17 protein-coding genes and 1 other annotated feature are annotated in these 23,455 nt (G+C 41.5%); of the genes, 12 read left to right on the top strand and 5 right to left on the bottom strand.

Going from position 1 to position 23,455, the window contains the following annotated elements; all coding sequences use genetic code 11:
* Positions 1 to 110: 110 nt before the first annotated feature.
* The 7 genes from KOL94_RS10735 to KOL94_RS10710 all read left to right on the top strand — a co-directional run bounded on the left by KOL94_RS10735 (position 111) and on the right by KOL94_RS10710 (position 6,872).
* Positions 111 to 1,187 (top strand): bifunctional 3-deoxy-7-phosphoheptulonate synthase/chorismate mutase, encoded by a 1,077-nt coding sequence (locus KOL94_RS10735; protein ID WP_221566424.1) that lies wholly within the window; start codon positions 111 to 113, stop codon positions 1,185 to 1,187.
* Positions 1,188 to 1,302: 115 nt separating this feature from the next.
* Entirely contained in the window at positions 1,303 to 2,313 is a 1,011-nt protein-coding gene (ccpA, locus tag KOL94_RS10730; protein ID WP_221566423.1) for a catabolite control protein A, read from the top strand.
* Between the two features lie 291 nt (positions 2,314 to 2,604).
* A complete protein-coding gene (locus KOL94_RS10725; RefSeq protein ID WP_221566422.1) occupies positions 2,605 to 3,051 on the top strand; it encodes a CHRD domain-containing protein in 447 nt (148 codons plus the stop codon).
* 739 nt (positions 3,052 to 3,790) lie between these two features.
* Positions 3,791 to 4,456 (top strand): reverse transcriptase-like protein, encoded by a 666-nt coding sequence (locus KOL94_RS10720; protein WP_221566421.1) that lies wholly within the window; start codon positions 3,791 to 3,793, stop codon positions 4,454 to 4,456.
* 192 nt (positions 4,457 to 4,648) lie between these two features.
* Positions 4,649 to 4,912: a hypothetical protein gene (locus KOL94_RS10715; RefSeq protein WP_221566420.1), complete on the top strand. Its 264-nt coding sequence runs from the start codon at positions 4,649 to 4,651 to the stop codon at positions 4,910 to 4,912.
* A 266-nt stretch (positions 4,913 to 5,178) separates the two neighbouring features.
* The gene (locus KOL94_RS25775) at positions 5,179 to 5,286 is read left to right on the top strand and encodes a hypothetical protein (RefSeq protein WP_369010064.1); all 108 of its coding nucleotides are present in this window, start codon (positions 5,179 to 5,181) and stop codon (positions 5,284 to 5,286) included.
* Entirely contained in the window at positions 5,283 to 6,872 is a 1,590-nt protein-coding gene (locus KOL94_RS10710) for a sodium:solute symporter family protein (RefSeq protein WP_221566419.1), read from the top strand. The genes KOL94_RS25775 and KOL94_RS10710 overlap by 4 nt, the downstream gene beginning before the upstream one ends.
* A 320-nt stretch (positions 6,873 to 7,192) precedes the next feature.
* Here the strand turns inward: KOL94_RS10710 and KOL94_RS10705 are convergent, their stop codons facing one another.
* The 3 genes from KOL94_RS10705 to KOL94_RS10695 are packed head-to-tail and all read right to left on the bottom strand — an operon-like array spanning position 7,193 to position 9,623.
* Positions 7,193 to 8,353, bottom strand: a complete 1,161-nt coding sequence (locus KOL94_RS10705; RefSeq protein ID WP_221566418.1) for an acetoin utilization protein AcuC — start codon at positions 8,351 to 8,353, stop codon at positions 7,193 to 7,195.
* The gene (locus KOL94_RS10700) at positions 8,350 to 8,979 is read right to left on the bottom strand and encodes an acetoin utilization AcuB family protein (RefSeq protein ID WP_221566417.1); all 630 of its coding nucleotides are present in this window, start codon (positions 8,977 to 8,979) and stop codon (positions 8,350 to 8,352) included. The genes KOL94_RS10705 and KOL94_RS10700 overlap by 4 nt, the downstream gene beginning before the upstream one ends.
* Before the next feature lie 11 nt (positions 8,980 to 8,990).
* The gene (locus KOL94_RS10695; protein ID WP_221566416.1) at positions 8,991 to 9,623 is read right to left on the bottom strand and encodes a GNAT family N-acetyltransferase; all 633 of its coding nucleotides are present in this window, start codon (positions 9,621 to 9,623) and stop codon (positions 8,991 to 8,993) included.
* 540 nt (positions 9,624 to 10,163) lie between these two features.
* Between KOL94_RS10695 and acsA the strand changes: the two genes are divergently transcribed.
* Together acsA and KOL94_RS10685 are read left to right on the top strand one after the other, a co-directional pair.
* Complete coding sequence (acsA, locus tag KOL94_RS10690; RefSeq protein WP_221566415.1) at positions 10,164 to 11,879, top strand: acetate--CoA ligase; 1,716 nt, start codon at positions 10,164 to 10,166, stop codon at positions 11,877 to 11,879.
* Between the two features lie 155 nt (positions 11,880 to 12,034).
* The gene (locus tag KOL94_RS10685) at positions 12,035 to 15,145 is read left to right on the top strand and encodes a GNAT family N-acetyltransferase (RefSeq protein WP_221566414.1); all 3,111 of its coding nucleotides are present in this window, start codon (positions 12,035 to 12,037) and stop codon (positions 15,143 to 15,145) included.
* Positions 15,146 to 15,208: 63 nt separating this feature from the next.
* Here KOL94_RS10685 and KOL94_RS10680 read toward each other — a convergent pair whose 3' ends face one another.
* The gene (locus KOL94_RS10680; protein ID WP_483298072.1) at positions 15,209 to 18,016 is read right to left on the bottom strand and encodes a transglycosylase domain-containing protein; all 2,808 of its coding nucleotides are present in this window, start codon (positions 18,014 to 18,016) and stop codon (positions 15,209 to 15,211) included.
* 145 nt (positions 18,017 to 18,161) lie between these two features.
* Positions 18,162 to 18,377 (top strand) — a binding site (T-box leader).
* Between the two features lie 278 nt (positions 18,378 to 18,655).
* Here KOL94_RS10680 and tyrS point away from each other — a divergent pair.
* Together tyrS and KOL94_RS10670 are read left to right on the top strand one after the other, a co-directional pair.
* Positions 18,656 to 19,897: a tyrosine--tRNA ligase gene (gene tyrS, locus KOL94_RS10675; RefSeq protein WP_221566412.1), complete on the top strand. Its 1,242-nt coding sequence runs from the start codon at positions 18,656 to 18,658 to the stop codon at positions 19,895 to 19,897.
* 222 nt (positions 19,898 to 20,119) lie between these two features.
* Positions 20,120 to 20,956, top strand: coding sequence for a nuclease-related domain-containing protein (locus tag KOL94_RS10670; RefSeq protein WP_221567666.1), 837 nt, complete (start codon positions 20,120 to 20,122; stop codon positions 20,954 to 20,956).
* A 59-nt stretch (positions 20,957 to 21,015) separates the two neighbouring features.
* Here the strand turns inward: KOL94_RS10670 and rpsD are convergent, their stop codons facing one another.
* Positions 21,016 to 21,618 carry a 30S ribosomal protein S4 gene (rpsD, locus tag KOL94_RS10665; RefSeq protein ID WP_221566411.1) on the bottom strand — a complete coding sequence of 201 codons (603 nt, stop codon included), beginning with the start codon at positions 21,616 to 21,618 and terminating at the stop codon, positions 21,016 to 21,018.
* A gap of 504 nt (positions 21,619 to 22,122) precedes the next feature.
* Here rpsD and megL point away from each other — a divergent pair.
* A complete protein-coding gene (gene megL, locus KOL94_RS10660) occupies positions 22,123 to 23,325 on the top strand; it encodes a methionine gamma-lyase (RefSeq protein ID WP_221566410.1) in 1,203 nt (400 codons plus the stop codon).
* The last annotated feature ends 130 nt before the right edge of the window (positions 23,326 to 23,455 follow it).

The following is a 23,455-nucleotide window of genomic DNA, read 5'->3' as shown; positions in this document are numbered from 1 at the left end:
AAGATTTAGTGTCTTAAAGGACTCCTTGCTAGACGGCAAATGGTCATTAGACTAAACTAGTAGAAGGACTAATTCTCCATGGAATTTTTCAAGTAGTAGGAAGTGAAATGATGAGCAACCAAGAATTGGATCTTTTACGAGATCAAATTGACCATATCAATCTCCAGTTAGTCGAATTGTTGAATAAACGTGCTGAACTTGTCCAGGACATCGGTTACGTGAAAAAGAAACAGGGCATCAATCGTTTCGATCCTGTGCGAGAGAGGTATATGTTAAATAAAATCGCAGAACATAACCGAGGCCCATTCGAGACGTCGACACTTCAGCATATATTCAAGCAAATTTTTAAAGCAGGACTTGAGCTTCAAGAGGATGATCATAGCCAAACACTGCTTGTTTCAAGAAAGAATCAACCTGAAAACTCAATTGTGGATGTTTTAGGGGAAAGAATAGGCGATGGTCTTCAGAGGATTGTTGCCGGACCCTGTGCTGTCGAATCTTATGAACAAGTTGATGCAGTAGCGGAAGCTGTTAAAAAACATGGAGTCAAGCTTTTGAGAGGTGGTGCATTCAAGCCGCGTACCTCCCCTTACGATTTCCAGGGGCTTGGAATGGAAGGACTTAAGATATTGAATCAAGTGGCTAGAAAGCATGAGTTAGCGGTTGTGAGTGAAATTGTGAACCCTGCAGATCTTGAAGAAGCCCATGAATACATTGATGTCATCCAAATCGGGGCACGAAACATGCATAACTTCGAGCTGTTGAAAGAAGCCGGTCGGACTTCAAAGCCAGTACTGTTGAAACGTGGGTTGGCAGCAACGATCTCTGAATTCATGAATGCAGCAGAATATATCATGTCGAAAGGGAATTCCAATATCATTCTGTGTGAACGCGGAATCCGGACATACGAAAAAGCAACGAGGAATACACTTGATATCTCTGCGGTTCCAATTTTAAAACAAGAAACGCACTTGCCTGTGTTCGTTGACGTAACCCATTCGACCGGAAGAAGGGACATCCTTCTACCAATAGCCAAAGCAGCGTTAGCAATTGGAGCAGATGGAATCATGGCAGAGGTCCACCCTGATCCTGCAGTTGCATTGTCCGATTCTGAACAACAAATGGATATCGAGCAATTCGATGAATTTGTAACTACACTTAAAGAAACAAATCCGGAATTAATTTGACCGAATGGCAAGCGAATGTTGTAGAATATAAGGAACTAGAGTAGAAAATATTAATTATAGGAAGAATAAGACAAACAAATCGTTTGGGCACAATAACGTGCAAAAGGAGGCCGTTATGAATAACAGTAATATTACAATTTATGATGTCGCAAGAGAAGCCGGAGTATCGATGGCAACCGTTTCGCGTGTTGTGAACGGGAATCCAAACGTTAAACCAGCAACTCGTAAAAAGGTATTGGATGCAATTGAAAGACTCGGGTACCGTCCGAATGCAGTAGCACGTGGATTAGCCAGTAAGAAAACGACGACAGTAGGCGTCATCATCCCAGATATTTCAAGTATTTTCTTTGCAGAGCTGGCACGGGGGATCGAAGACATCGCTACAATGTACAATTACAATATCATTCTCTGTAACTCAGACCAAAACAAAGAAAAAGAAATCCATCTTCTCAACACTTTATTAGGCAAGCAAGTTGATGGAATCGTCTTCATGGGTGGTAATATCACGGATGAGCATGTCGAGGAATTCAAGGGTTCCCCTGTACCGATCGTTCTAGCAGCAACGGTTTCCTCAGATGAAGAGATTCCGACTGTTAATATCAATTATCAAGAGGCGGTATATGATGCAATTCAGTTGCTGATTGAAAGAGGAAATGAAAAAGTCGCGATGGTTTCCGGACCGCTCGAGGATCCGATCAATGGACAATACAAGTTTACAGGATATCGCCGAGCTCTTGAAGAAGCAGGACTTGAAATCAATGAAGACTATGTACACGTCGGGGATTATACGTATGACTCTGGTTTGGAAGCAGTCGATAAGTTCATTAATCTAGATGACAAACCGAATGCAGTCTTTGTCGGGACTGATGAAATGGCACTAGGAGTCATTCATGGTGCTCAAGATAATGGGCTGAATATTCCAAAGGACCTTGAAGTAATCGGTTTCGACAATACGCGTCTTGCCTCCATGGTACGTCCGACACTCACCACGGTCGTCCAGCCTATGTACGATATCGGGGCTGTGGCGATGAGATTGTTGACTAAATTCATGAACAATGAAAATGTGGAAGACCGGAAAGTCATCCTCCCGCACAGAATACAACTGAGGGATTCTACAAAAGAATAGATGTGGAAGGCATGTGGCTTTAAAGAGCTGCATGCTTTTTTTACATTTAAAGAAAGTATAAATACTTTCTTTAGTATAAGGGCAAGTAAGGCAAAGCCTGCGCTAAGGCTTGGATTTGCCAAGTTTTCTTTATTTTAAACGGAGATGAGATTAAATCTTGGAAGAGCCACTAAATCCTCTTCTTTCCAATGAAGTTTACCACACCCATTCCTATCTAAACAGGGACTTCCATCTATACACGAATCTATCACTCAGAATACTATACAATAGCTTTGCTGAGGAGGTGATAGATTGAGCAAATTCATTGCTGTATTAGTAGGTGAAAACGAAGTTCCGCCAGTAAATACGGATGCTTTCGGAAACGCAAAATTCGTTGCGAATAGAAGACTAGAACAGATTACGTTTATTCTAAAAGTAGAGGATATAGAGAATTTAGTACAAGCTCATATCCATTTTGGTGCTCCTGGGCAGAACGGTCCTGTACTAGCTTTCTTATTCGGAGCAGACCTTGCCACACTTGAAGACCAGAATGGCATCAGTACCGATAAAGGGATTGTTACGGGCATCATAACTAATGAAGACATTGAAAGTAATGATGTCGGGGTGAGAGATGTGGATGATTTGATTAGACTCATGTGTGATGGACGCGCATATGTAAATGTTCATACCGAACAAAACCCCGCAGGCGAAATCCGAGGACAAATTATGCCTGTTCGAAAAAATTCCTTTTTATTCTGACCCGGACAAGCTGTGATCCAACCAAGACTTAACTCTTTCCCATATAAAATACCTTCTTATTAAATGGAGGTATTTTATTTCATTCTGACCTTTAACTGTTAAGGAGAGGAAATGATATTATATTATATTTAGTAGAAGGCTTTGTTAAATAATACTTTTGATTTTTGACTAAGTTTGATTGAAGCGAAATTTACGACACTCCCGCGGGAAATGAGAGCCAGGCGAGGCCCACACTCTTTAAAAGGATCTTCGACTAAAAGCCACCACCTCCTGTGGTGAACGTCGAAGCCAGCATAAGGAAAGCATCTAAGAATTCTCATCGCAGACTCGAAAATGATTTCATTTTTGTGTTGACATCCTGTGCAAGTGAGGCGGCTGGCGGAAGTGGGTTAATATAGGGAAGTGATGTCTGGCTCAGCGACCAGTCACTTGGATCACTTCAAACTTCCTGCGGCGGCAACACATTGATTGACATCCTTATGAGTCCCAGGCAGAACCAAGTCTTTGTTTGGTTCGAGCCTCCTCGTACGTTTTCCAGTGACCTACGTGCTTAACCGGGTCGCTTCCGCTTTTCGTTTACCCGCGGAAGGGGGAGTGAATTTCGCAAAAATCAACAATAAAGTATAACAAAGCCTTGTAGAAAAGAATTCATAGGCTGTGTAAAACGAAATAACATTGGTAAGTGTAGAGAAAACTAAGATTGCATAGATTGAGACAATTTATCAAGGGTGGTGTAATCATGGATGTCAGAATTGAATTTACATATAAAACACCAAAAGGAAAAAAGACAACATTTAGTTCCGAAGAGTTACAAGCAGATCAGGCGATATTGATCGCTGAAGATCTGGGTAGGACAGGGCGAGCCAATAATCTGAAATTTATCGATAGTAGTGAAAATACATGGACTACAAAGGAATTAAAGGAGTTCTTAAAAGGGATTGAAACGGAACCACACAACGTGTCGGTATATTTTGATGGTGGGTTTGATCTTGAAACGAAGCAATCAGGGTTAGGCTGTGTGATTTATTATGAACAGAATGGAAAATCATTTCGTCTAAGAAAGAATGCTTCAGTCGAACAACTGGAAACGAATAATGAGGCTGAATACGCTGCGCTTCACCTCAGTTTGAAGGAATTAGAGCTGCTAGAAGTTCATCATCTACCTGTGAAGTTCATTGGTGATTCACAAGTTGTCCTCAATCAGTTGGAGGGGGAATGGGCATGTGTAGAAGAAGAATTATCAAAATGGGCTGATCGGATTGAAGAAAAACTTAGGAAGTTGGGCATTGATCCGGAATACGAACTTATTTCAAGGAAAGAAAACCGAGAAGCGGATCAATTGGCAACCCAAGCCTTAAAAGGAATAACGATCGAGAGCGTACTGGAAGTGCCATCTAATAGATGACACTTCCAGTAAGTAACTACGCTCAATATGAACATGATCTGCAGGACTTCTATTAGCAACCATATGAATCGAGAGTGTATAAAATAAGGCTCTATTAAAATATGAAAAGCTTAAAGAATACAGATAACCATTCGTTCAGGGTATTGTATTTTCATTTTGGACAAACTAGAAAAAACTACTGGATGTGAGTGTATGAAATTAACTGGGAACATCATATCAGGAGATTTCGATCAGGTGAATAATGAGTTCATGCTGGAGAAAGTCAAACAATTTACTACGGAATCAGCTCTTAATGAAAAACAATTAAATTCACTGTATGAATATTTAAATAAGAATTCAGACGTAACAGATGGATTGATCCTTACGTTATATGATCAAATGCTAGTCCATTTAAGCCAGGAAGACATCAGTCAGTTCTTACAGGATTTAAACGAAATCAGATCGTTTTATCATTAAAAAGTGGAGGCTGTCCCTTAAGTGTCAGCCTCTTTGTTTTTGACAACGGAAGATTTCTCAAAATTTCGAAAAATAATATATGATTTGGGAGGATTTTGTCATTTTAAGAGGAAAATTAATAATATGCAACCTTCCTTTTCAATCTCTAAAGGCAATGTTTTTATTATAAAATGTATACGCTTACAATGTCTTTTTACTTGGCTCTGTTTTTTAGAAAAGGGGAGGAAAGTACTTACATACATAGGAGGGTGGTAAAGGTGTTAGGAATGGAAGATGGCGGAGTTGCGTTTGTGTGGATTGCTACGGTACTATCAGCGATCGGTTGTGTGGTCTTTGGGGTAATAATGTGGAACCGTGGGGGGGATGAGCAATGAATTTAGCTGTATTGATACCAATCGTAATAGTCTATATAGGAATTATGTCAGGGCTCGCTTACTACGGTTATAAAAAGACGACTACAGAAGCGGATTACCTGGTAGGAGGACGAAACATCCATCCTGCTGTTATGGCTCTCTCTTACGGAGCTACGTTCATCAGTACCTCTGCGATCGTTGGATTTGGTGGAGCTGCTGGTGTGTTCGGCATGGGGTTGTTATGGCTCGCGTTCTTGAATATCGTACTCGGAATTTTCGTTGCATTTGCGGTGTTCGGCACACGGATTAGAAGGTTATCTCTTCAGTTGGATGCTACAACCTTTCCTACTCTACTCGGAAAGCGATATGAGTCCAATTTCATTACGGTTTTTGCAGGTGCAATGATTTTCGTGTTGCTGCCTGCATATACGAGTATCGTATTGATCGGTGGTGCGCGGTTCCTGCAGGAATCCCTTGCTATGAACTTTAATATCGCATTATTGATCCTCGCATTGATCATTGCACTCTACGTTATAAGCGGGGGAATCAAGGCAGTCATGTATACTGACGCTTTCGGGGCAGTCATCATGCTCGTCGGAATGGCGATCTTCCTCTTCGTAACCTATCAAGCGGTTGGAGGTTTAATGGAAGGACATAGCGGATTATCTGCTATGAAAAGTTTGGTACCGCAAGCCTTAGTTGATGGAGGGCATCTTGGGTGGACAAGTATGCCGGCGCTTGGCTCTCCGCTATGGTGGACTGTTGTAAGTACAATTATCATGGGTGTCGGTATCGGAGTGCTTGCACAGCCACAGTTAGCCATGAGATGTATGACGGTTAAAGATGACCGCGCTCTTTATCGTTCTGTACTTGTCGGGGGGATATTCATCTTCTTCATGACTGGGGCTGCATTTGCAATTGGACCGTTGAGCAACCTATATTTCTATAATACATCTGGTGAAATCGCGTTAACCGTCGCTGGAGGGAATGCAGATTTGATCATTCCGAAATTCATCAATGCACTTATGCCTGATTGGTTTATTTACTTGTTTACGCTTACGCTGATATCTGCGACGATTTCAACGGTCTCCTCGTTGATACACGTTCAGGCTACTGCATTTGGACAGGACATTTTAAAAACACTTGGTGTCAAGAGTCTGTTCGGTATGAAAATGAATTTGACCAGAATAGGGGTTCTACTTGGGGTTATCGCAGCGATTATTTTAGCGTATCTATTGCCGGGTGGAGTTATTGCTACAGCAACGGCATTCTGGTTTGGGATATGCGGGGCAGCTTTCTTGCCTGCTTTAATGGGAGCTTTATTCTGGAAAGGTGCGACGAGAGCAGGTGCGACCTATAGTATTGTTACAGGATTTACTGCCAGCATACTCGGTTTTCTTTTCTTCCATCAAAAGGAAGCCGCAGCATTTGGTATTTCAAAAGCGATTTTTGGTAAAGAAACGCTCCTTGCATTTCCTTGGACACATGTTGACCCATTGTTTTATGCGCTTCCATTATCTGCGATCGTCTTTGTGGTAATCAGCCTGTTGGATACAAGCTCGAAGGTGAAACGCGAATATAGTGAGCAACAAAAAACTGCTTTATAAAGTGCTATCGACGAGACAAACATTCTATGATAAACATCGTGACTAGAGTATGAAAGTTTCACAGTGGATTTTGTCAAGCAGACCGGATATTTGTAAATATGAGCAGCGTTTTTGTAAAACCGGAACTTAATTTCGTAAAACTGAGTCTTAATTTTGTATACCTGCTAAATAAATGCTTTCTGCTGTAAAAAAGGGACTGTCCCAAAAGTGACAGGTCTCTCCGAACTGAACAACATTTTGAGAACAATCATGGTTTTTGATACAAAATGCTGTGTTGGAGGTGTCTGACACTTCTTTTAGGACAGTCTCTTGATTATGCTTTAAACTGATTTTTTCTCGTTCCTTATATGCTGCAGGGCTCGCTTGAGCATGATCTGGTTCTTATCACAGATCTCTTGTTTCCTTGGAATGTTCGGATAGAGGTCGGGCACATCATCCCATAACGTTGGTAGTTCGATAGGCGATTTCTCTTGCCACCTTTTCAACCAGGATTCAGGCAGAGAGCCCTGAAGGTCAAGTCCGTTCATTTCTGCCCAGATAAAGGACCAGGCTCTCGGTACGACTCTCCAAATATCGTAACCACCACCGCCTACGGCAATCCAACGTCCCTCTGTATAACGATCGGCTGCCCGCTTTACCAATTCAGGGATTTTACGGTAGGATTTCATTGTCAGAGAAAGATGGGTTAGCGGATCCCAGTAATGGGCGTCAACTCCATTTTGGCTGATGATGACATCGGGCTTGAAGAACCTGACGATTTCTTCGATCGCTTCTTCAAGCAATGGTATCCAGGAGTCGTCCTCTGTAAAGGCGTCAACCGGTAGATTGAAGGAGTAACCGTATCCTTTTCCAGCACCTTTTTCTGAAACGTTACCTGTACCTGGAAATAGGTAGCGGCCCGTCTCATGGATCGAAAATGTGCAAACATCCGGATCGTCATAAAAAGCCCATTGGACACCATCTCCATGGTGGGCGTCTGTATCGATATATAGGACACGGGCATTGTATTTTTGCTTCATATATTCAATAGCAATGGAACTATCATTATAAATGCAAAATCCAGAAGCGCGCCCTCTGAAGCCGTGGTGTAATCCCCCACCTAAACTGAGGGCTTTATTTGTATTACCTTCAAATACCTGCTCAGTAGCGGTCAATGTTGCACCGACTAGCCAAGCGCTGGCCTCATGCATATTTTTAAAAATAGGTGTGTCATCTGTATTCAAGCCAAAGCTCAACTCTTTCGATTTAGGAAGCTCTCCTTGCCCGGCTTTTTTGATAGCGTTCACGTAATCTTCATTATGAACAAGCATGATTTCTTCATCAGTCGCTTTTCGCGGTTGGACGATTTGTTCGTCGGATAGGATCCCAGTTTCTTTCAAGAGTTCATAGGTCAATTGGAAACGAAGCGGATTGAACGGGTGATGATTACTGAACTTATAACTTAAAAGCTGATCTGAGAAAATGAAAAGCGGCTTGGTCATACGTATTCTCCTGATGCGTCCGGCCATAATACGTTGTATCCCTCCGTTTTCAGGTGATTGATGATCGGTTGAGGATTCATTGTCTGTACACGAAGCACAAGTACCTTGGTTGCATCTGTTTCTCCAGGGTAAACGAGAACACTGTTGATATTGACATTATGGTTCCGGATCACAGCTGTTACATCCGCTAATTTTCCAGATACGTTTTCAACTTTGATTTCAAACTGGGAGCTTGGTTGATGCGCCCCCGTAAGCTGTATAAGAGTATAAAGCATGTCCCGTTCAGTAATCATCCCGACGACTCCGTTGTTCCCTACAACAGGAATACATCCAATCCGTTCTTCATAAAAAATCGAAAGCAGTTCTTCAACGAAATCCAGCGGATGACACGTAATCACATCTCTCGTCATTACCATTTGGACTTCAGTTTCGCCAGGTGAATGATAGGTTGGAATCCGGTCTAATACCAAATCACGGTCTGAGACGATCCCTGAAAGATGTTTATGTTCATCGACAATTGGAAGATGCCGTATCCGGTGTTTTACCATAAGCTTCTTTGCTTCTTCTATGCTGACATTTTCCCGGACAGTAATGACTTCTTTTTTCATTATTGATTCGACTTTCATTTTTGGACCTCCTAATACATGAAACGATTTTGAAAACGGAGCTGGTCGAATTTTTGAATGGATTCTCGATCGACACGCCTGCCGATTCTGGCCATCAAGCAATTGGCGGGATGGGAGCTGATTTCAGGGTCATCGGTTGCATACCATTCGAGTCCGCCGGCATTCATCATTTTCTCCATGACTTTCCGATAGTCCCAAACCGATAGCCCGGTTCCTTTCAAATCCCAATGCCAGTAGTACTCGGTTGTAATGACGATGAAATCTTCCATTGAATCATCCATCATCGAAACCTTCAATAGATTTTTACCAATTTTATAATTGCGGAACTCCGGTATGATTTCAATCGCACCAAGCTCGATCAAATTTTCCATATTCCCTTGTGACCATCGTTCCAGAGGGTCAGGATACACATATGTGACGTATCCTACTATCATATTTTGGTGACGCGCGATGATGATCCGCCCTTCTGGTAATCCAGCTATTTCAATCAGTGCTTTATGCTGTTCAGCTGGAGGTCGGAACGCAGTAAGATCTTCATGAAAATCATAGCTTGCAAGAGTTGTAGGCTTGATTGGACCTTCTAGTATCAATTTCCCCTTAGGTGTATTCACTGTTTTTGCGTTATAGATTTTTGTATGCTTCAAACTCGGTTTCACCACCTGTTTCATACTCTAGTTCCTATTATACATGAAATCACAAATGAGTAAGCGGTTTCAAATCAAATAATAACAACAGTGTTAAAATTGAGAATAATCGAAAATATTGATATACTAAATCTAAATCTTGGCCCTGTTATTATTAATTGTTGATTTTTGCGAAATTCACTCCCTTTCCGCGGGCAAACGAAAAGCGATAGCGACCCGGTTAGGCACGTAGGTCACTGGAAAACTGACGAGGAGGCTCGAACCAAACAAAGACTTGGTTCTGCGTGGGCTAACTCATAAGGATGTCAATCAATGTGTTGCCGCCGCAGGAAGTTTGAAGTGATCCAAGTGACTGGTCGCTGAGCTAGACATCACTTCCGTGTATTAACCCACTTCCGCAAGCCTCCTCGCGAGTTCCTTGTTGTAGGGGTCTCGCTTGGCTCGCTTTTCCCACAGGAGTGTCGCGAATTTCGTTTTTCTTAAAAAATCTGCTTTTAAGTTTAACAGTGCCTAAATCTTAAATAAAGGGGAGATACAATAATGAAAGTGGAAGCGCTTCCTGTTATCAATGGCGATTATAACCTACAAGATTATGAAACTACCTATAATTCTTTTGACTGGTCAGAGGTTGAGAAGAATTTCTCCTGGTCTTCTACTGGTCGAGTCAATATGGCCTATGAGGCAATTGACCGGCATGCGGAATCCGCAAAGAAAAATCAGGTAGCCCTTTATTTTTCAGATCCAAAACGTGATGAAAAATATACGTTCAAAGAAATGAAGGATTTCTCTAATAAAGCAGGTAATACCCTTAAAGATCTTGATGTAGAAAAAGGGGACCGTGTCTTCATCTTCATGCCGCGTTCACCGGAACTCTATTTCCTATTTCTCGGAGCTTTGAAAGTTGGAGCGATTGTCGGTCCATTGTTTGAAGCATTCATGGAAGGAGCAGTGACCGACCGTCTTGAGGATAGTGAGGCGAAGGTACTTGTAACAACGCCTGACCTCCTTGATCGCGTTCCTGTAGATAAATTACCAGCACTGAAGCATGTGATCCTTGTTGGAGAAAACGTGCAAGAAGATGACACTTATGCCGATTATTATAAGCGTATGGAGAGTGCTAGCAAAGACCTCCAAATCGAATGGGTAGACCGTGAAGACGGAATGATCCTGCACTATACTTCAGGTTCAACTGGGAAACCAAAAGGTGTCCTGCACGTTCATAATGCAATGCTTCAACATTATCAAACAGGAAAATGGATCCTTGACTTGAAAGAGGATGATGTATACTGGTGTACTGCTGACCCAGGTTGGGTTACCGGTACTTCCTATGGTGTCTTTGCTCCTTGGTTGAATGGTGCATCCAACGTCATTCGTGGAGGACGATTCAGCCCGGAAGATTGGTACTCGACGATTGAAAAATACGGCGTAACCGTTTGGTATAGTGCTCCAACTGCTTTCCGTATGTTGATGGGGGCAGGTGATGAGGTTATAAAGCAGTTTGATCTCTCAAGCTTACGGCATATCTTGAGTGTAGGGGAGCCGTTGAATCCTGAAGTTGTGCGTTGGGGCTCGAAAGTCTTTGATCTCCGCATCCATGACAACTGGTGGATGACTGAAACAGGTGCACAGCTGATCAGTAATTTCCCAGCCATGGAAATCAAACCTGGTTCAATGGGTAAACCGATTCCTGGAGTGAAGGCTGCGATCATTGATGATCAAGGAAATGAATTGCCACCATACAGAATGGGGAACCTGGCAATCAAAAAAGGTTGGCCGTCCATGATGAGAGCTATCTGGAACCGTCCTGAAAAATATGAATCGTATTTCACAACAGGTGATTGGTACATTTCTGGGGATTCCGCTTACATGGATGAAGAGGGATATTTCTGGTTCCAAGGTCGTATCGATGATGTCATCATGACGTCCGGTGAACGTGTCGGTCCGTTTGAAGTCGAAAGTAAGCTGGTCGAGCATCCTGCAATTGCTGAAGCAGGTGTTATCGGGAAGCCAGATCCTGTACGCGGAGAAATCATTAAAGCATTCATTGCCTTACGTACTGGTTACGAAGCAAATGATGAGCTTAAAGAAGAGATCCGCAGTTTTGTGAAAAAAGGGTTGGCTGCACATGCAGCACCGAAGGAAATTGAATTTAAGGATAAACTGCCGAAAACTAGAAGTGGTAAGATCATGCGCCGTGTCTTGAAGGCATGGGAACTAGACCTGCCGACAGGCGATTTATCTACAATGGAAGATTAATAGCAACAAGAAATTCCAAATAGTATAATTCGGAAAAAATAACGGGCTGTCCCATTCGTAATTTCATCGGGGCAGCCTTTTTTTAGTCTAACATGCAGCAAATAAATGTAAAATTATGTTAAAGTGATATATAGGAGTGAATGGGGGGATACAAAATGACTCAGATCGTCGAGCAAATCAAAATCGTAGAATATGAACCTAGCTATGCTGCCGCGGTTGCTGAAATGTGGAACAATAGCCAGGATGGATGGGGTGGAGGTAATTCTGTACAAACTGAAGAGCAAATCCTCAGAGAAGAAGCAAATTCGACAAATCTTCATCTATACCTAGCATTGGAGGGAGAAAAGGTTGTTGGATATTGCAGTCTTAGTGAATATAAGGAGGATGAAGGTGCACTTTATATTCCACTCCTGAACGTGCGGAGTGATTATCACGGTAAAAAGATTGGGAAGAAGCTGGTACTGAAAGCTTTAGAAAGGGTCATCGAATTGAAATGGCCACGCCTTGATTTGTATACGTGGCCGGGTAATACGAAGGCTGTGCCTTTATATAAGAAGTGCGGATTTTTCTGGGAAGAAAGGGACGATGCCACACATTTAATGAATTTCATGCCTACCGTCCTACATACGGAAGCGGTCCAGGAATTTTTCAAAGATATGAATTGGTATGAAGCTAGTACCAGACTGATTGAAGTCAAGCCAGATGGTAAAATCGAAAACGATTTCCACTATTATGAGTATTCCTGGGACAAACGCGTTGAAATGCTGAAAATGGAATTTGAGCGCTTTGGAAGAGGGCTTCGTTCGATTGAGACAAATGATTATAAGATTTCTGTTACCGTAGAAGACTTTAAGTTAGTTTTCGGCTCCGAGTATAAAGTTCGTTATCACCTTAAAAATAAGACCGGAAAGCCCTTAACTTTCTCCCTGTACGGTTATGATAATAAGAATATCCAGTTTTCATTTGAAAAGGATTTCTTAGAAGTTAAAGATGAAGAAATCATAGAGGCTCCATTTTTCGTGGATCGGATTGAAGAAGAACAGAGTGTTTGGAGAACGCATCCTACAGTAGATACGAATGTATTGATCAACGGAAAAACGGCACGATTCCAGGTCGGAGTGGCGCCTAAATTTCCAATGAATGTTCAGTGCCACATACCTCAAAACCTATCATTCATCGGCCAATCGTCCAGCTTATATATGGATATTGAAAACAATTATAAAGAAACCATGACGTTTTCATTCACGTTGCCAGAAAGTGAATTATTAAGTCTGGAACAAAATAATCTAGAGGTGACCCTGCAGCCGAAGGCGAGGTGCTCGCTTCCACTTACCTATACTCTTAAGAAACATGGGTTTTATTCTCGAGATATTAAGGTTACAGCTAGAAAAGCTGATGGTTATCAAGTTTCTTTCACGAGAAGAATCGGAGTGGCATTTAAGGGAATTGGAGCCAGGTTTTTTGGTGAAAGCGAAGAGACTTACCATATTTATAATGGTCAATACCATATGTGGCTTCAAAAATTCGATAACTGGTTGATTCCCGGGAGAGAACAAACGAAAGATCAGGATTCTGCGTTCATGTTTCCGCGCCTAGGAAAACCATTCTCCGAAGAGTTTTCAAAGCTAAGAGCTGAAAATGTCGAGTTTTTAGATGATGCTGGTTCTATAGGTTACAAAGCGTCGTATTCTTCCAAGGCTTATCCGGGTGTGAAATTACATGCAGTGGCTAAATTATTTTCCGAAGGATTGATTGAACACCATTATGAAGTAGAAAATACGAATTCAAGTACACTCGACGACGTTCTATGGCTCAATAATCCAATCTACCATACGCTTGAAAGAGCGGTTATACCTTATGAAAATAGATTGATTGAAATGAAGGATTCAATCGGTTCGTACCATGAATATTGGAAGGGTGATTCCGTCACTGAAAATTGGATGTTTTCAAGGGATGCTTCTAATCCACGTGGACTTAGCTGGTCCAATGAGGTGAAAATCAACTTTGGGGGTTGGTTCCTTTATTTTGAAAACCGGATCGGTAAGTTGAAAGCAAATGAAACAGTGAAAACTGAACCTGTATATCTTTCAATCGGCGCTTTTCGAGATTGGCAGTCTTTCAGGGAATTTTCATTACAAAAATCTCCTGACCATGGATTATTGACCGATCATCTTGAAATCAATGTGAATGGACATAATCCGTTCATTGACCAAGAGTCAATCAAGGTAAGGGTATCGGAATACAAAGCTTCTTACCTGAATGGTGCTATTGAAATTCGTTCAAGTGATCAAATATTAGATGAGAAAAAGGTACCTTCAGCTGAAGAAATCAAGATGAAAGACTTTGAGATTTCTTTAATGGATTTACCTCAAACGGGGATATTGACAGCAAACTTGAAACTGGATGCCATCGAAACCGAAAAATCCTCCATCTATGTAAAGACTGGAAGGGAAGGTGTCCGTTTTGAAACAGCAGAAGTGGACGGTTTGGAAATCTTTAAATGCAGTAATGGTTTGATGGACATTTCAGTTGCTCCTGACTTCTATCCTGGTTTGTATTCTCTCATATGGAACAATCATGAATGGCTTGATTCTTCCTACCCGAAAGTGAAGCCAAAGTCCTGGTGGAATCCCTGGTCTGGCGGATTGGAGAATAGACTGAGGGATGTAAGTCCAAGGTCTTTATTAAAGGAGAAGCGCAATGCCGAATTCGTTTCCATAGTAGATTCTAAAGAAAACAAATGGGAAGGAATAAAAGTGGTCGTTCGCCTTGAGGAAAACGAAACATATAAAGGTTTCGAATATCATCAATATTTCTTACTATTACCTGGGACACCTATCCTTTGCCAGACGACAGAAATCATTCAAAGCACAGGGTATTATCTCGATATGAAAAAATGGGATACCAATTGTTTCTTCAACCCTAGCACAAAGATGGAATATAGCTGGGGGAACTACCAGAATGCCTCTGGTGACTGGCAGAAGATCTATGGTGGAAAAGGTGAACAGCAAATGAGGGTGGCACGGAATGTCGCATTCGGCTCAGATGAGCATGAAGGCATTATGCAGGTCATCGCGGATTTGACTGGTTCTCGAATGAATTCATATATCAATAAGGAAATCATGTTCCTGGAAATTAATGCAAAGCTTAATGTAGAGGATGGGAAGAGGATGTTTACTAAACCTGTCTTCTTCCTTGGGAATCAAACGGTTATACCAGACAGTGCTTTAGAAGATTTGAAGTCCATTCGTTTCAAAAGTAAATAGACATGGCAATAAAAAATGAACCTCAGCAAGTGTAAACTTGCGAGGTCCATTTTGTTTGCAACTTTAATTCTCGGGATCGTCCTCCGTGTCATCTCCTGGTGGTGGTGGCGGCTTTGGTTTATCATCATCTTTTGGCGGTGGTGGATCCTTAGGTTTATCCTCTTCAGGTGGTGCTGGATCTTTTCCAACTTTCACCGGGTTGCTATTCTCCGATTCTTTCCCGGATATATCAACTGCACGTACGATATACGTAAAGTTTCCGCCTGAAATCTTGAAGCTTTTTGAATTCCCGCCTTTCACCTCACCTACTGCTGAATATGAATCACTTCCATTGGCTTTACGATAGATACGATAACCGATGACATCTTTTTCACCGGAAGCATTCCATGTCAGTGTTGCACCGTTACGTTTCAATGAAACTGCTCCTGGCGCTTTTCCATTATCCTTCAACTCATCCTCACCGATGATGTTGTCCCAATCGTCTTTGATAATATTATCTAAATTAATATCATCAAAATAATCCTTATTGATCATGACCCCGTCTGAGGCGAATTCTCCAGGTGTATTAGCAGCGGCTTTGAATTTCTTGCCTTCTGCATTCACAACGTATTTCACTTGCTGCAGGCTGTCGTCTTCCTCTTTCGGTAAATACTTCACATTGAAGAGGTCCGTTTTCACAAGGCCAGCTTCCTTACACAACTTAGAAGGGAGTTTCCCGGAAATCCCACAAAATGATGCGCTCGTAATTCCACTTGGGCGCTTATGTTTTTCTTTTGTCAACAACTCAGGTTTTACATCATAAGTAGCGTTCATCAGCGCTGCCCAAACCCTTTGGCTACGAGCACCGTATCCTTGAGCTACCTTTTTAGGGGTATCATAACCCAGTCTCAAGCCCATCGTTAAAGTAGGATTCGTAGCGATAAACCATGCATCATGGAAGTCTTGAGTCGTTCCAGTTTTACCAGCCCAATCGACACCTGGGTGCTTCAACATACCAGGTAGTCCGCGAGCTGTACCTCCTCTTACGACATCCCGCATCATATCTAACGTCAGATAAGAGGTTTGCGGAGAAAAGACATCCGTTTTTTTCGATTTATGTTCATATACCACTTCGCCATCTTTGGACTTGATCGATTTGATCATATAAGCGTCCACGAACTTCCCTTGATTACTGAAGGTTGTATAAGCATTAGTGGCCTCTTCGACAGTTACCCCGGTTGTCATTCCACCAAGAGAGAGAGAAGGATAGTAACGTTCTTCTTCACTTAAAGTGGTGAAGCCCATTTTATAGAGATATTCGGTTGCTTTCAAACGGTCCATTTTCACATAGGTCCGTGCTGCAGGTATATTGTATGAATATTGTAATGCTTTACGTGCTGTGACAAGTCCATGATACCTACCATCATAGTTATTTGGACTCCAGGCCCCAGAACCTCCAGTATTTGCATAAGTGAATTTCGTGTCTGGAATAATAGATCCAGGTTGGATCAGTCCCATCTCCATTGCTGGCGCATAAACAAGAATCGGTTTCATCGTCGAACCATTCGGTCGATATGATTGTGTCGCGTGGTTCAAGTTTTCTTGTTCATAATCACGCCCGCCGACGAAACTGAGAATTTCCCCAGTGTCATTCTTGATTAGCATTGCACCGACATCTTCCATTTCTTTTTCTCCAGTATCAGGGTTTGTGATATCAGGACCATATGGAACTTTATTTTTCGCTTTTTGCCATGCATCATAAATCTTTTTATCAATCGTTATATCGATTTTATAACCGTTTTTGCGTAATTCAAGATCAGCTGCTTTTTTGTAGCTTGCCTTTTCAGTCGGTGTCAATTCTGAATACTTCTTACCATCTTGTTTGGCTAACTCGACTTTCATCACATCTGTGGCCCTTTTCTCGATTTCCATTGTCAAATGCGGGTAATTTTCAAATGGACTCGGTGAGCTTTTTGTAAATTCTTTTGTGACGTCTTGAGTCAGAGCTTTGTCATATTGCTTTTTGGTTATGTGGCCACCAGAAAGCATTCTCGATAATACCGTTTTCATTCTGTTGAGCCCTGGATCCAAGTTTTCTTTTACTTTCCCATTATTTGTGAATGGGGTATACCCGAATGGACTTTGTGGCATTCCTGCGATATATGCGGACTGTGCCAGGTTCAGTTCTTTAGCATCCACTCCAAAGATCCCCTGGGCTGCAGCTTGGATTCCAGCAATATTATGTCCAGAAGCGTTACGCCCGAATGGAACGATGTTAAGATAGGCTTCCAGAATTTCATCTTTTTCAAAGTATCGTTCAAGTCTCAACGCGAGGAGCATTTCTTTTGCTTTACGATCGAAAGAGACTTCACTTGTTAGCATCTGATTTTTTACAAGCTGCTGGGTTAAAGTACTTCCGCCTGTTTGCACCGCGGCACCAGTAACTTCCTGAAAAATGGCACGTGCGATTGCTTTTGGTACGATCCCTTCATGCTCTTTGAAATATTCATCTTCAGTAGCAATGACAGCATCGACCAGATAAGGCGAAACTTCTTTTAGTGGAACTTCTTGTCGAACAATATCGGAACGGAGATTCCCTAGTAAGGTACCATCCGAAAAGTAAATTTTACTTGTCTCAGTATAATTATAAATTTCATCCTTCATATTGTCGTATGTTCTGATTTCTTCATCTTTCACCAATGAAGCAAAGTAACCTGCTCCTACGCCTGTTGCAAAAAAGCCACCGGCAATCGTTATTACTAATAAGACTAAAAACAGGTTCCATACCACTTTCCCGGTAATACGGCTAAATTTAAATACATTTTTATCATCTAAAACCTTCATATAATGTTTCATTTTTTCAATGAAGGTTGATAGGTGATTCATGGTCATACCCCCCTAAATTTCCAACTTATATTATAGCACATACATGACATATGGAATACCTTGTTGTCGATTTATAAGGGTATTTAATTTGACATTGTCTTACGGTATGTGATACAAAATGATTATACTTTTTTACATATATGTACATAATGATGAAGCGTAGACAGGAAGAAGTAGCAGATTCCTCACTGTAAGCAGAGAGCTGGTGGCCGGTGAAAACCAGTACAAAGGAAAACTGTGAATTACCTCCTTGAGCACCTTTTGTGAAAGATTCAGTAGCAAAAGGCGGCACCCTAAGCCGTTATCTGAACGAAGTGGAAGCTTTTTGCTTCAAGAAGGATGGTACCGCGTATCTAACGTTCCTTTCATTACGAAGGGGACGTTTTTTATATTTGGATTTGTTAGGTTTTATTGTTGATTTTTACGAAATTCACTCCCTTTCCGCGGGCGATCCGCGAGCCTCCTCGCGAGTTCCTCGCTGCGGGGTCTCGCTTGGCTCGCTATCCCGCAGGAGTGTCGTAAATTTCGGTTTAAAATCAACAAAGTCCTTTAACAAAGCTAAAGAAAGTATCAATTACTTTCTAAGTTGATTTAATAAAAAACTAACTAAAAAGTATAATTAGCGAGATGGAAGGGTGATGGATAGTGGAAAAAGAACATGTACTCACACCAACACAACAAGAAGAGGTTGAGAGACAGCTGACAATTTTAAAAAGAGGGACAGTGGAGATTGTACCAGAAGAGGATTTGAAAAAGAAGATTGAGAAATCAATTGCGACAGGTAAGCCATTGAAGGTGAAGCTTGGACTTGATCCATCTGCACCAGATGTCCATGTCGGTCATACAGTTGTCTTGCATAAACTTCGGCAATTCCAGGAATTCGGGCATGAAATCCAGTTATTGATCGGTGATTTCACAGGTCGTATTGGTGATCCAACCGGAAAATCGGAAACTAGAAAACAGCTGACAGACTATGAAATCAAAGAAAATGCAAAAACTTATGTCGAGCAATTCGGCAAGATCATTGATATGGAAAAAACAGAAGTTTATTTCAACTCAAAATGGTTGTCCAAGTTGAATTTTGCGGACGTACTTAAGTTGGCTGGCAAAGTTACGGTTGCACGTATGCTTGAGCGTGACGATTTTGAAAAGCGTTATAAAGCGAATCAAGCGATCTCAATCCATGAATTCTTCTATCCATTGATGCAAGGCTATGATTCTGTAGCGCTCGAAAGTGATATCGAGCTCGGTGGTACGGATCAGAAATTCAACCTGTTGATGGGCCGCCAGCTTCAAGAGGAATATGGTAAAGAGAAGCAAGTGACGATCACTGTACCGTTGATGGAAGGCTTGGATGGTGTTCGTAAAATGTCCAAATCACTCAATAACTACATCGGAATCGATGAACATCCGAACGAGATCTTTGGAAAATCAATGTCGATACCGGATGAGTTGATGATCAAATACTTCGAACTTGCAACACCATTGTCTGTAGAAGAAGTGCGGGCTATTGAACAAGGAGTCCAAAGCGGTGAACTGCATCCAAGAGATATGAAAATCAAACTCGCAAAGACTTTCGTGGAAATGTACCACGGTAATGATGAAGCCGAGCTTGCTGAAAAACACTTCAGAACCGTTTTCTCAAAAGGGGCATTGCCAGATGATATCCCTGTACATTCCTGGGCTGGCGAAGATGAAATCTGGATTGTCGATATGATTGTCAATTTAGGTCTCTTGAATTCCAAAGGGGAAGCACGCCGCATGATACAAAATGGCGGTGTCAAGATCAATCAGGAGAAAGTTGATGACGTCCAACATCAAGTTCCAGTGGAAGACGGGATGATCGTCCAAGTTGGAAAGAGGAAGTTCGTGAAGATTGTAAAATGATGATAGAAATAACGAAGAGTCGTCAGTTTCTGGACGGCTCTTTACTGTTTTATTGAAATATCTTTGTGATCCCTTTTTACTAATTTATGGAATCATCCCTCGAATTTCTAGAATTACCACTAGAATTCCTGGAATTATTCAAATTTTTCTAGGATTATTGCTAAAATTTCTTGAATTATGGTTCCTGAACCAACAAGCAAAGACTCCATATCCGCTTGAAGGATTTATGAACCAGGTGTTTATCATTTTAGTTTTCAAGAGAACTTTGGCAATTACATCTTTCAGGGGTCACGCTTATCCAGCGGAAAGTACCATTTCCAAATTGGTGTCCTCTTAACGAATCCCCATTTTTTTATTTTCTCCGAAGTAAAAAATCTATCCGGTAAATTAATTTTTGACACAGAATACAATCAACTTATTCGTCAACTTGATGATAGGGAAGGTTACTTTAAGGATCCCCTCATGCAGGTAAACCATCAACGTTTTCAGTTCGTGAATTGGCTGCAGCAACACAAATTTAACAATAAGATCCCCATCTATTTTGTAGTTATAGTTAATGAAAATTCTAAAATAGAACCTAGAAATAATGAGGATAGTATTGCAGATAAAGTGATACGGGATACAAAGCTATTGGATATCGTCATTTCCCTTCATAATAACCACAATAAAGCTTTCTTCACGAAAAAAGAGCTCCAAAGACTACAGAACCTCCTCATTGATAGCCACATTCTCAGTGATCCTGAAATCCTCACTTTGCTCAACTTGAATAGCGAAGACCTTCTAACAGGAGTAATTTGTCCTGAATGTACTCAACTTCCTATGAAAAGAGTTCATGGCAAATGGATCTGCCTCGTTTGCAAAGCGACCTCGAAAAATGCTCACCTTCAAGCTCTTCATGATTATGCTCTATTGATCAATCCGACCATCACCAATAAAGAATTAAGAAAATATCTGCATATTGATTCAGAAGCTGTTGTAAATTACATACTTAAAGCGATGAATTTTGACTTTACCGGGAACACAAAAGGTCGTGTCTATAATTTGACTTCTGGAACCTAGCCTTTGTTAGTCCAATAAAAAACCCTTGGGCTAATGCCCAAGGGTTTCGAAAGCTACTATTAACGTGAGTAGAACTCGACGATAAGTGCTTCTGTGATTTCTGCAGGAAGTTCAGAACGCTCAGGGAAACGAGTATACGTTCCTTCAAGCTTGTTTTCATCAAAAGTAAGGTACTCAGGTACGAAGTTGTTCACTTCCAATGCTTCCTTAACGATGTCAAGGTTACGGGATTTTTCACGTAAACCGATTACTTGTCCTGGAGCCACACGGTAAGATGGGATATCTACACGTTTACCATCAACAGTAACGTGCCCGTGTCCAACTAATTGACGAGCTTGGCGACGAGTACGCGCAAGTCCTGAACGGTAAACAAGGTTATCTAAACGAGATTCAAGAAGAATCATGAAGTTTTCACCGTGAATACCACTCATATTTCCTGCTTGATCGAACATACGACGGAATTGACGTTCGTTCACTCCATACATATGACGAAGCTTTTGCTTTTCTTGAAGTTGCAATCCGAATTCAGAGATTTTCTTACGCTGGTTTGGACCGTGTTGTCCAGGAGCGTACGGACGCTTTTCAAGTTCCTTTCCTGTTCCACTTAGAGAGATTCCCAAGCGACGGGATAATTTCCATTTTGGTCCTGTATAACGAGCCATAAATAGCTCCTCCTTCACTATTTTTTTGTTGTAAAAAAAACAGTGCCGGTGTGATCGTTCATGTGTTCATTATGTTTTCATACACCTTCACTTCGACAGCATGAAGCTACGTGATGCACCTTATAATTTCAATCAGCCGCAATTATAAGGAACATAATGAGAGGGCTCACATGAATTCACATGGCTGTCTTAATTTACACAAAGAATAGTGTATAACGTTTGAGACTAAAAGTCAAGGCGATTCCTGGCTTTCTCTTTTCACCTTAAGTGTTTCTAAATTCACTCCGCAGGTGATCCGCAACTTACTTGTACAGGAATAGTCGAAGGTCCTTAAATCGTTGCGGGGTCTCGCCTGGCTCACTTTTTTCTGCAGGATTGTCACAATTCCGTTAAATACTTTTCTGGAAAAACAAATACAAAAATAATTTAACACAAAATGACAACGGATTGTGATACGATATGAACAGAAAACGCTTACATATATAGAGAAAGGAGTGTTTAAGAGTGAAGAAAGGTAATAGGTTCGAAACAAAAGTTATCCATTCAGGGTATTCGTATGATCAGTATCATGGGGCATTGGCACCTCCGATTTTCCCCACTTCCACATTCGTATTTCCGAATGCAGAAACCGGAGAGCAGAGGTTTGCGGGAGAACAAGAAGGTTATATTTACTCAAGACTCGGTAATCCGACTGTAAAAATGCTGGAGGAGCGTATTGCTGTTTTAGAGGGGGGAGAGAAAGGATTGGCCTTTGGTTCTGGAATGGCAGCTGTGTCTGCAGTCCTTATGGGATTGACGAAATCAGATGACCATATCTTATGCTCCCAGGGTGTATATGGGTGTACGTTCGGACTCCTTCAAATGCTCAAAGATAAGTATAATGTGGAACACAATCTGATTGCGATGTCAGACCCAAATGTGATCGAAGCCCACATCCAACCCAATACGAAAATCATCTTCTTAGAGACGCCGATCAATCCGACAATGGCTCTTGTTGACCTAGAAATGGTCGGAAAAATTGCGGCTAAGTATAATATCAAGGTTGTCGTCGACAATACATTCTGCACTCCTTATCTGCAAAGACCGCTTGAACTTGGTGCTCATATCGTGATTCATAGTGCAACGAAATATATCGGTGGCCATGGTGATGTTGTAGCAGGTCTCGTTGTAAGTGATAGAGAAACAATCGATCTTATCGCTGCAACAACTCAAAAGGATATTGGAGGTATCATGTCACCTTTTGATGCATGGCTATTGCTGCGTGGGTTGAAAACGCTTCCCGTCCGAATGGACCGCCATTGTGATAATGCGATGTATATCGCAGAGAAATTGAAGGAACATGTTGCAGTCCAATCCGTCTATTTTCCAGGAGATCCTGAATTTGTTGATTATCCGATCGCACAAAGACAAATGGATCGTTCAGGCGGCTTGATTTCTTTTAAGATAAGAGGGAATAAAAAGGACGCACAGGATTTCATCAATTCCATGAAGCTATTGAAAATTGCAGTAAGCCTTGGTGATGCAGAAACGTTGATTCAGCATCCGGCTACGATGACCCATGCCGTCGTACCGAACGAAGTGAGAGAGAGGATGGGTATCACTGATAACTTGATCCGACTGTCTGTTGGATTAGAAGCAAGAGAAGATATTTGGGAAGATCTTGAGCAAGCATTGCAAAGTCATATCAGAAAATCAGAAACCGTATAAAATGTATAAAAACGAGGCTGCCATCCGCGCAGCCTCGTTCATGTATACGATAATTATTAGTTTGGCTTATTTAAAATAATACAGTTGATTTCTGCCTAAGTTTGATTGAAGCGAAATTTGCGACACCCCT

The sequence above is a fragment of the Alkalihalobacillus sp. TS-13 genome (assembly GCF_019720915.1).
GTDB lineage: Bacteria > Bacillota > Bacilli > Bacillales > Fictibacillaceae > Pseudalkalibacillus.
This window is presented reverse-complemented; position numbering and strand designations above follow the sequence as displayed.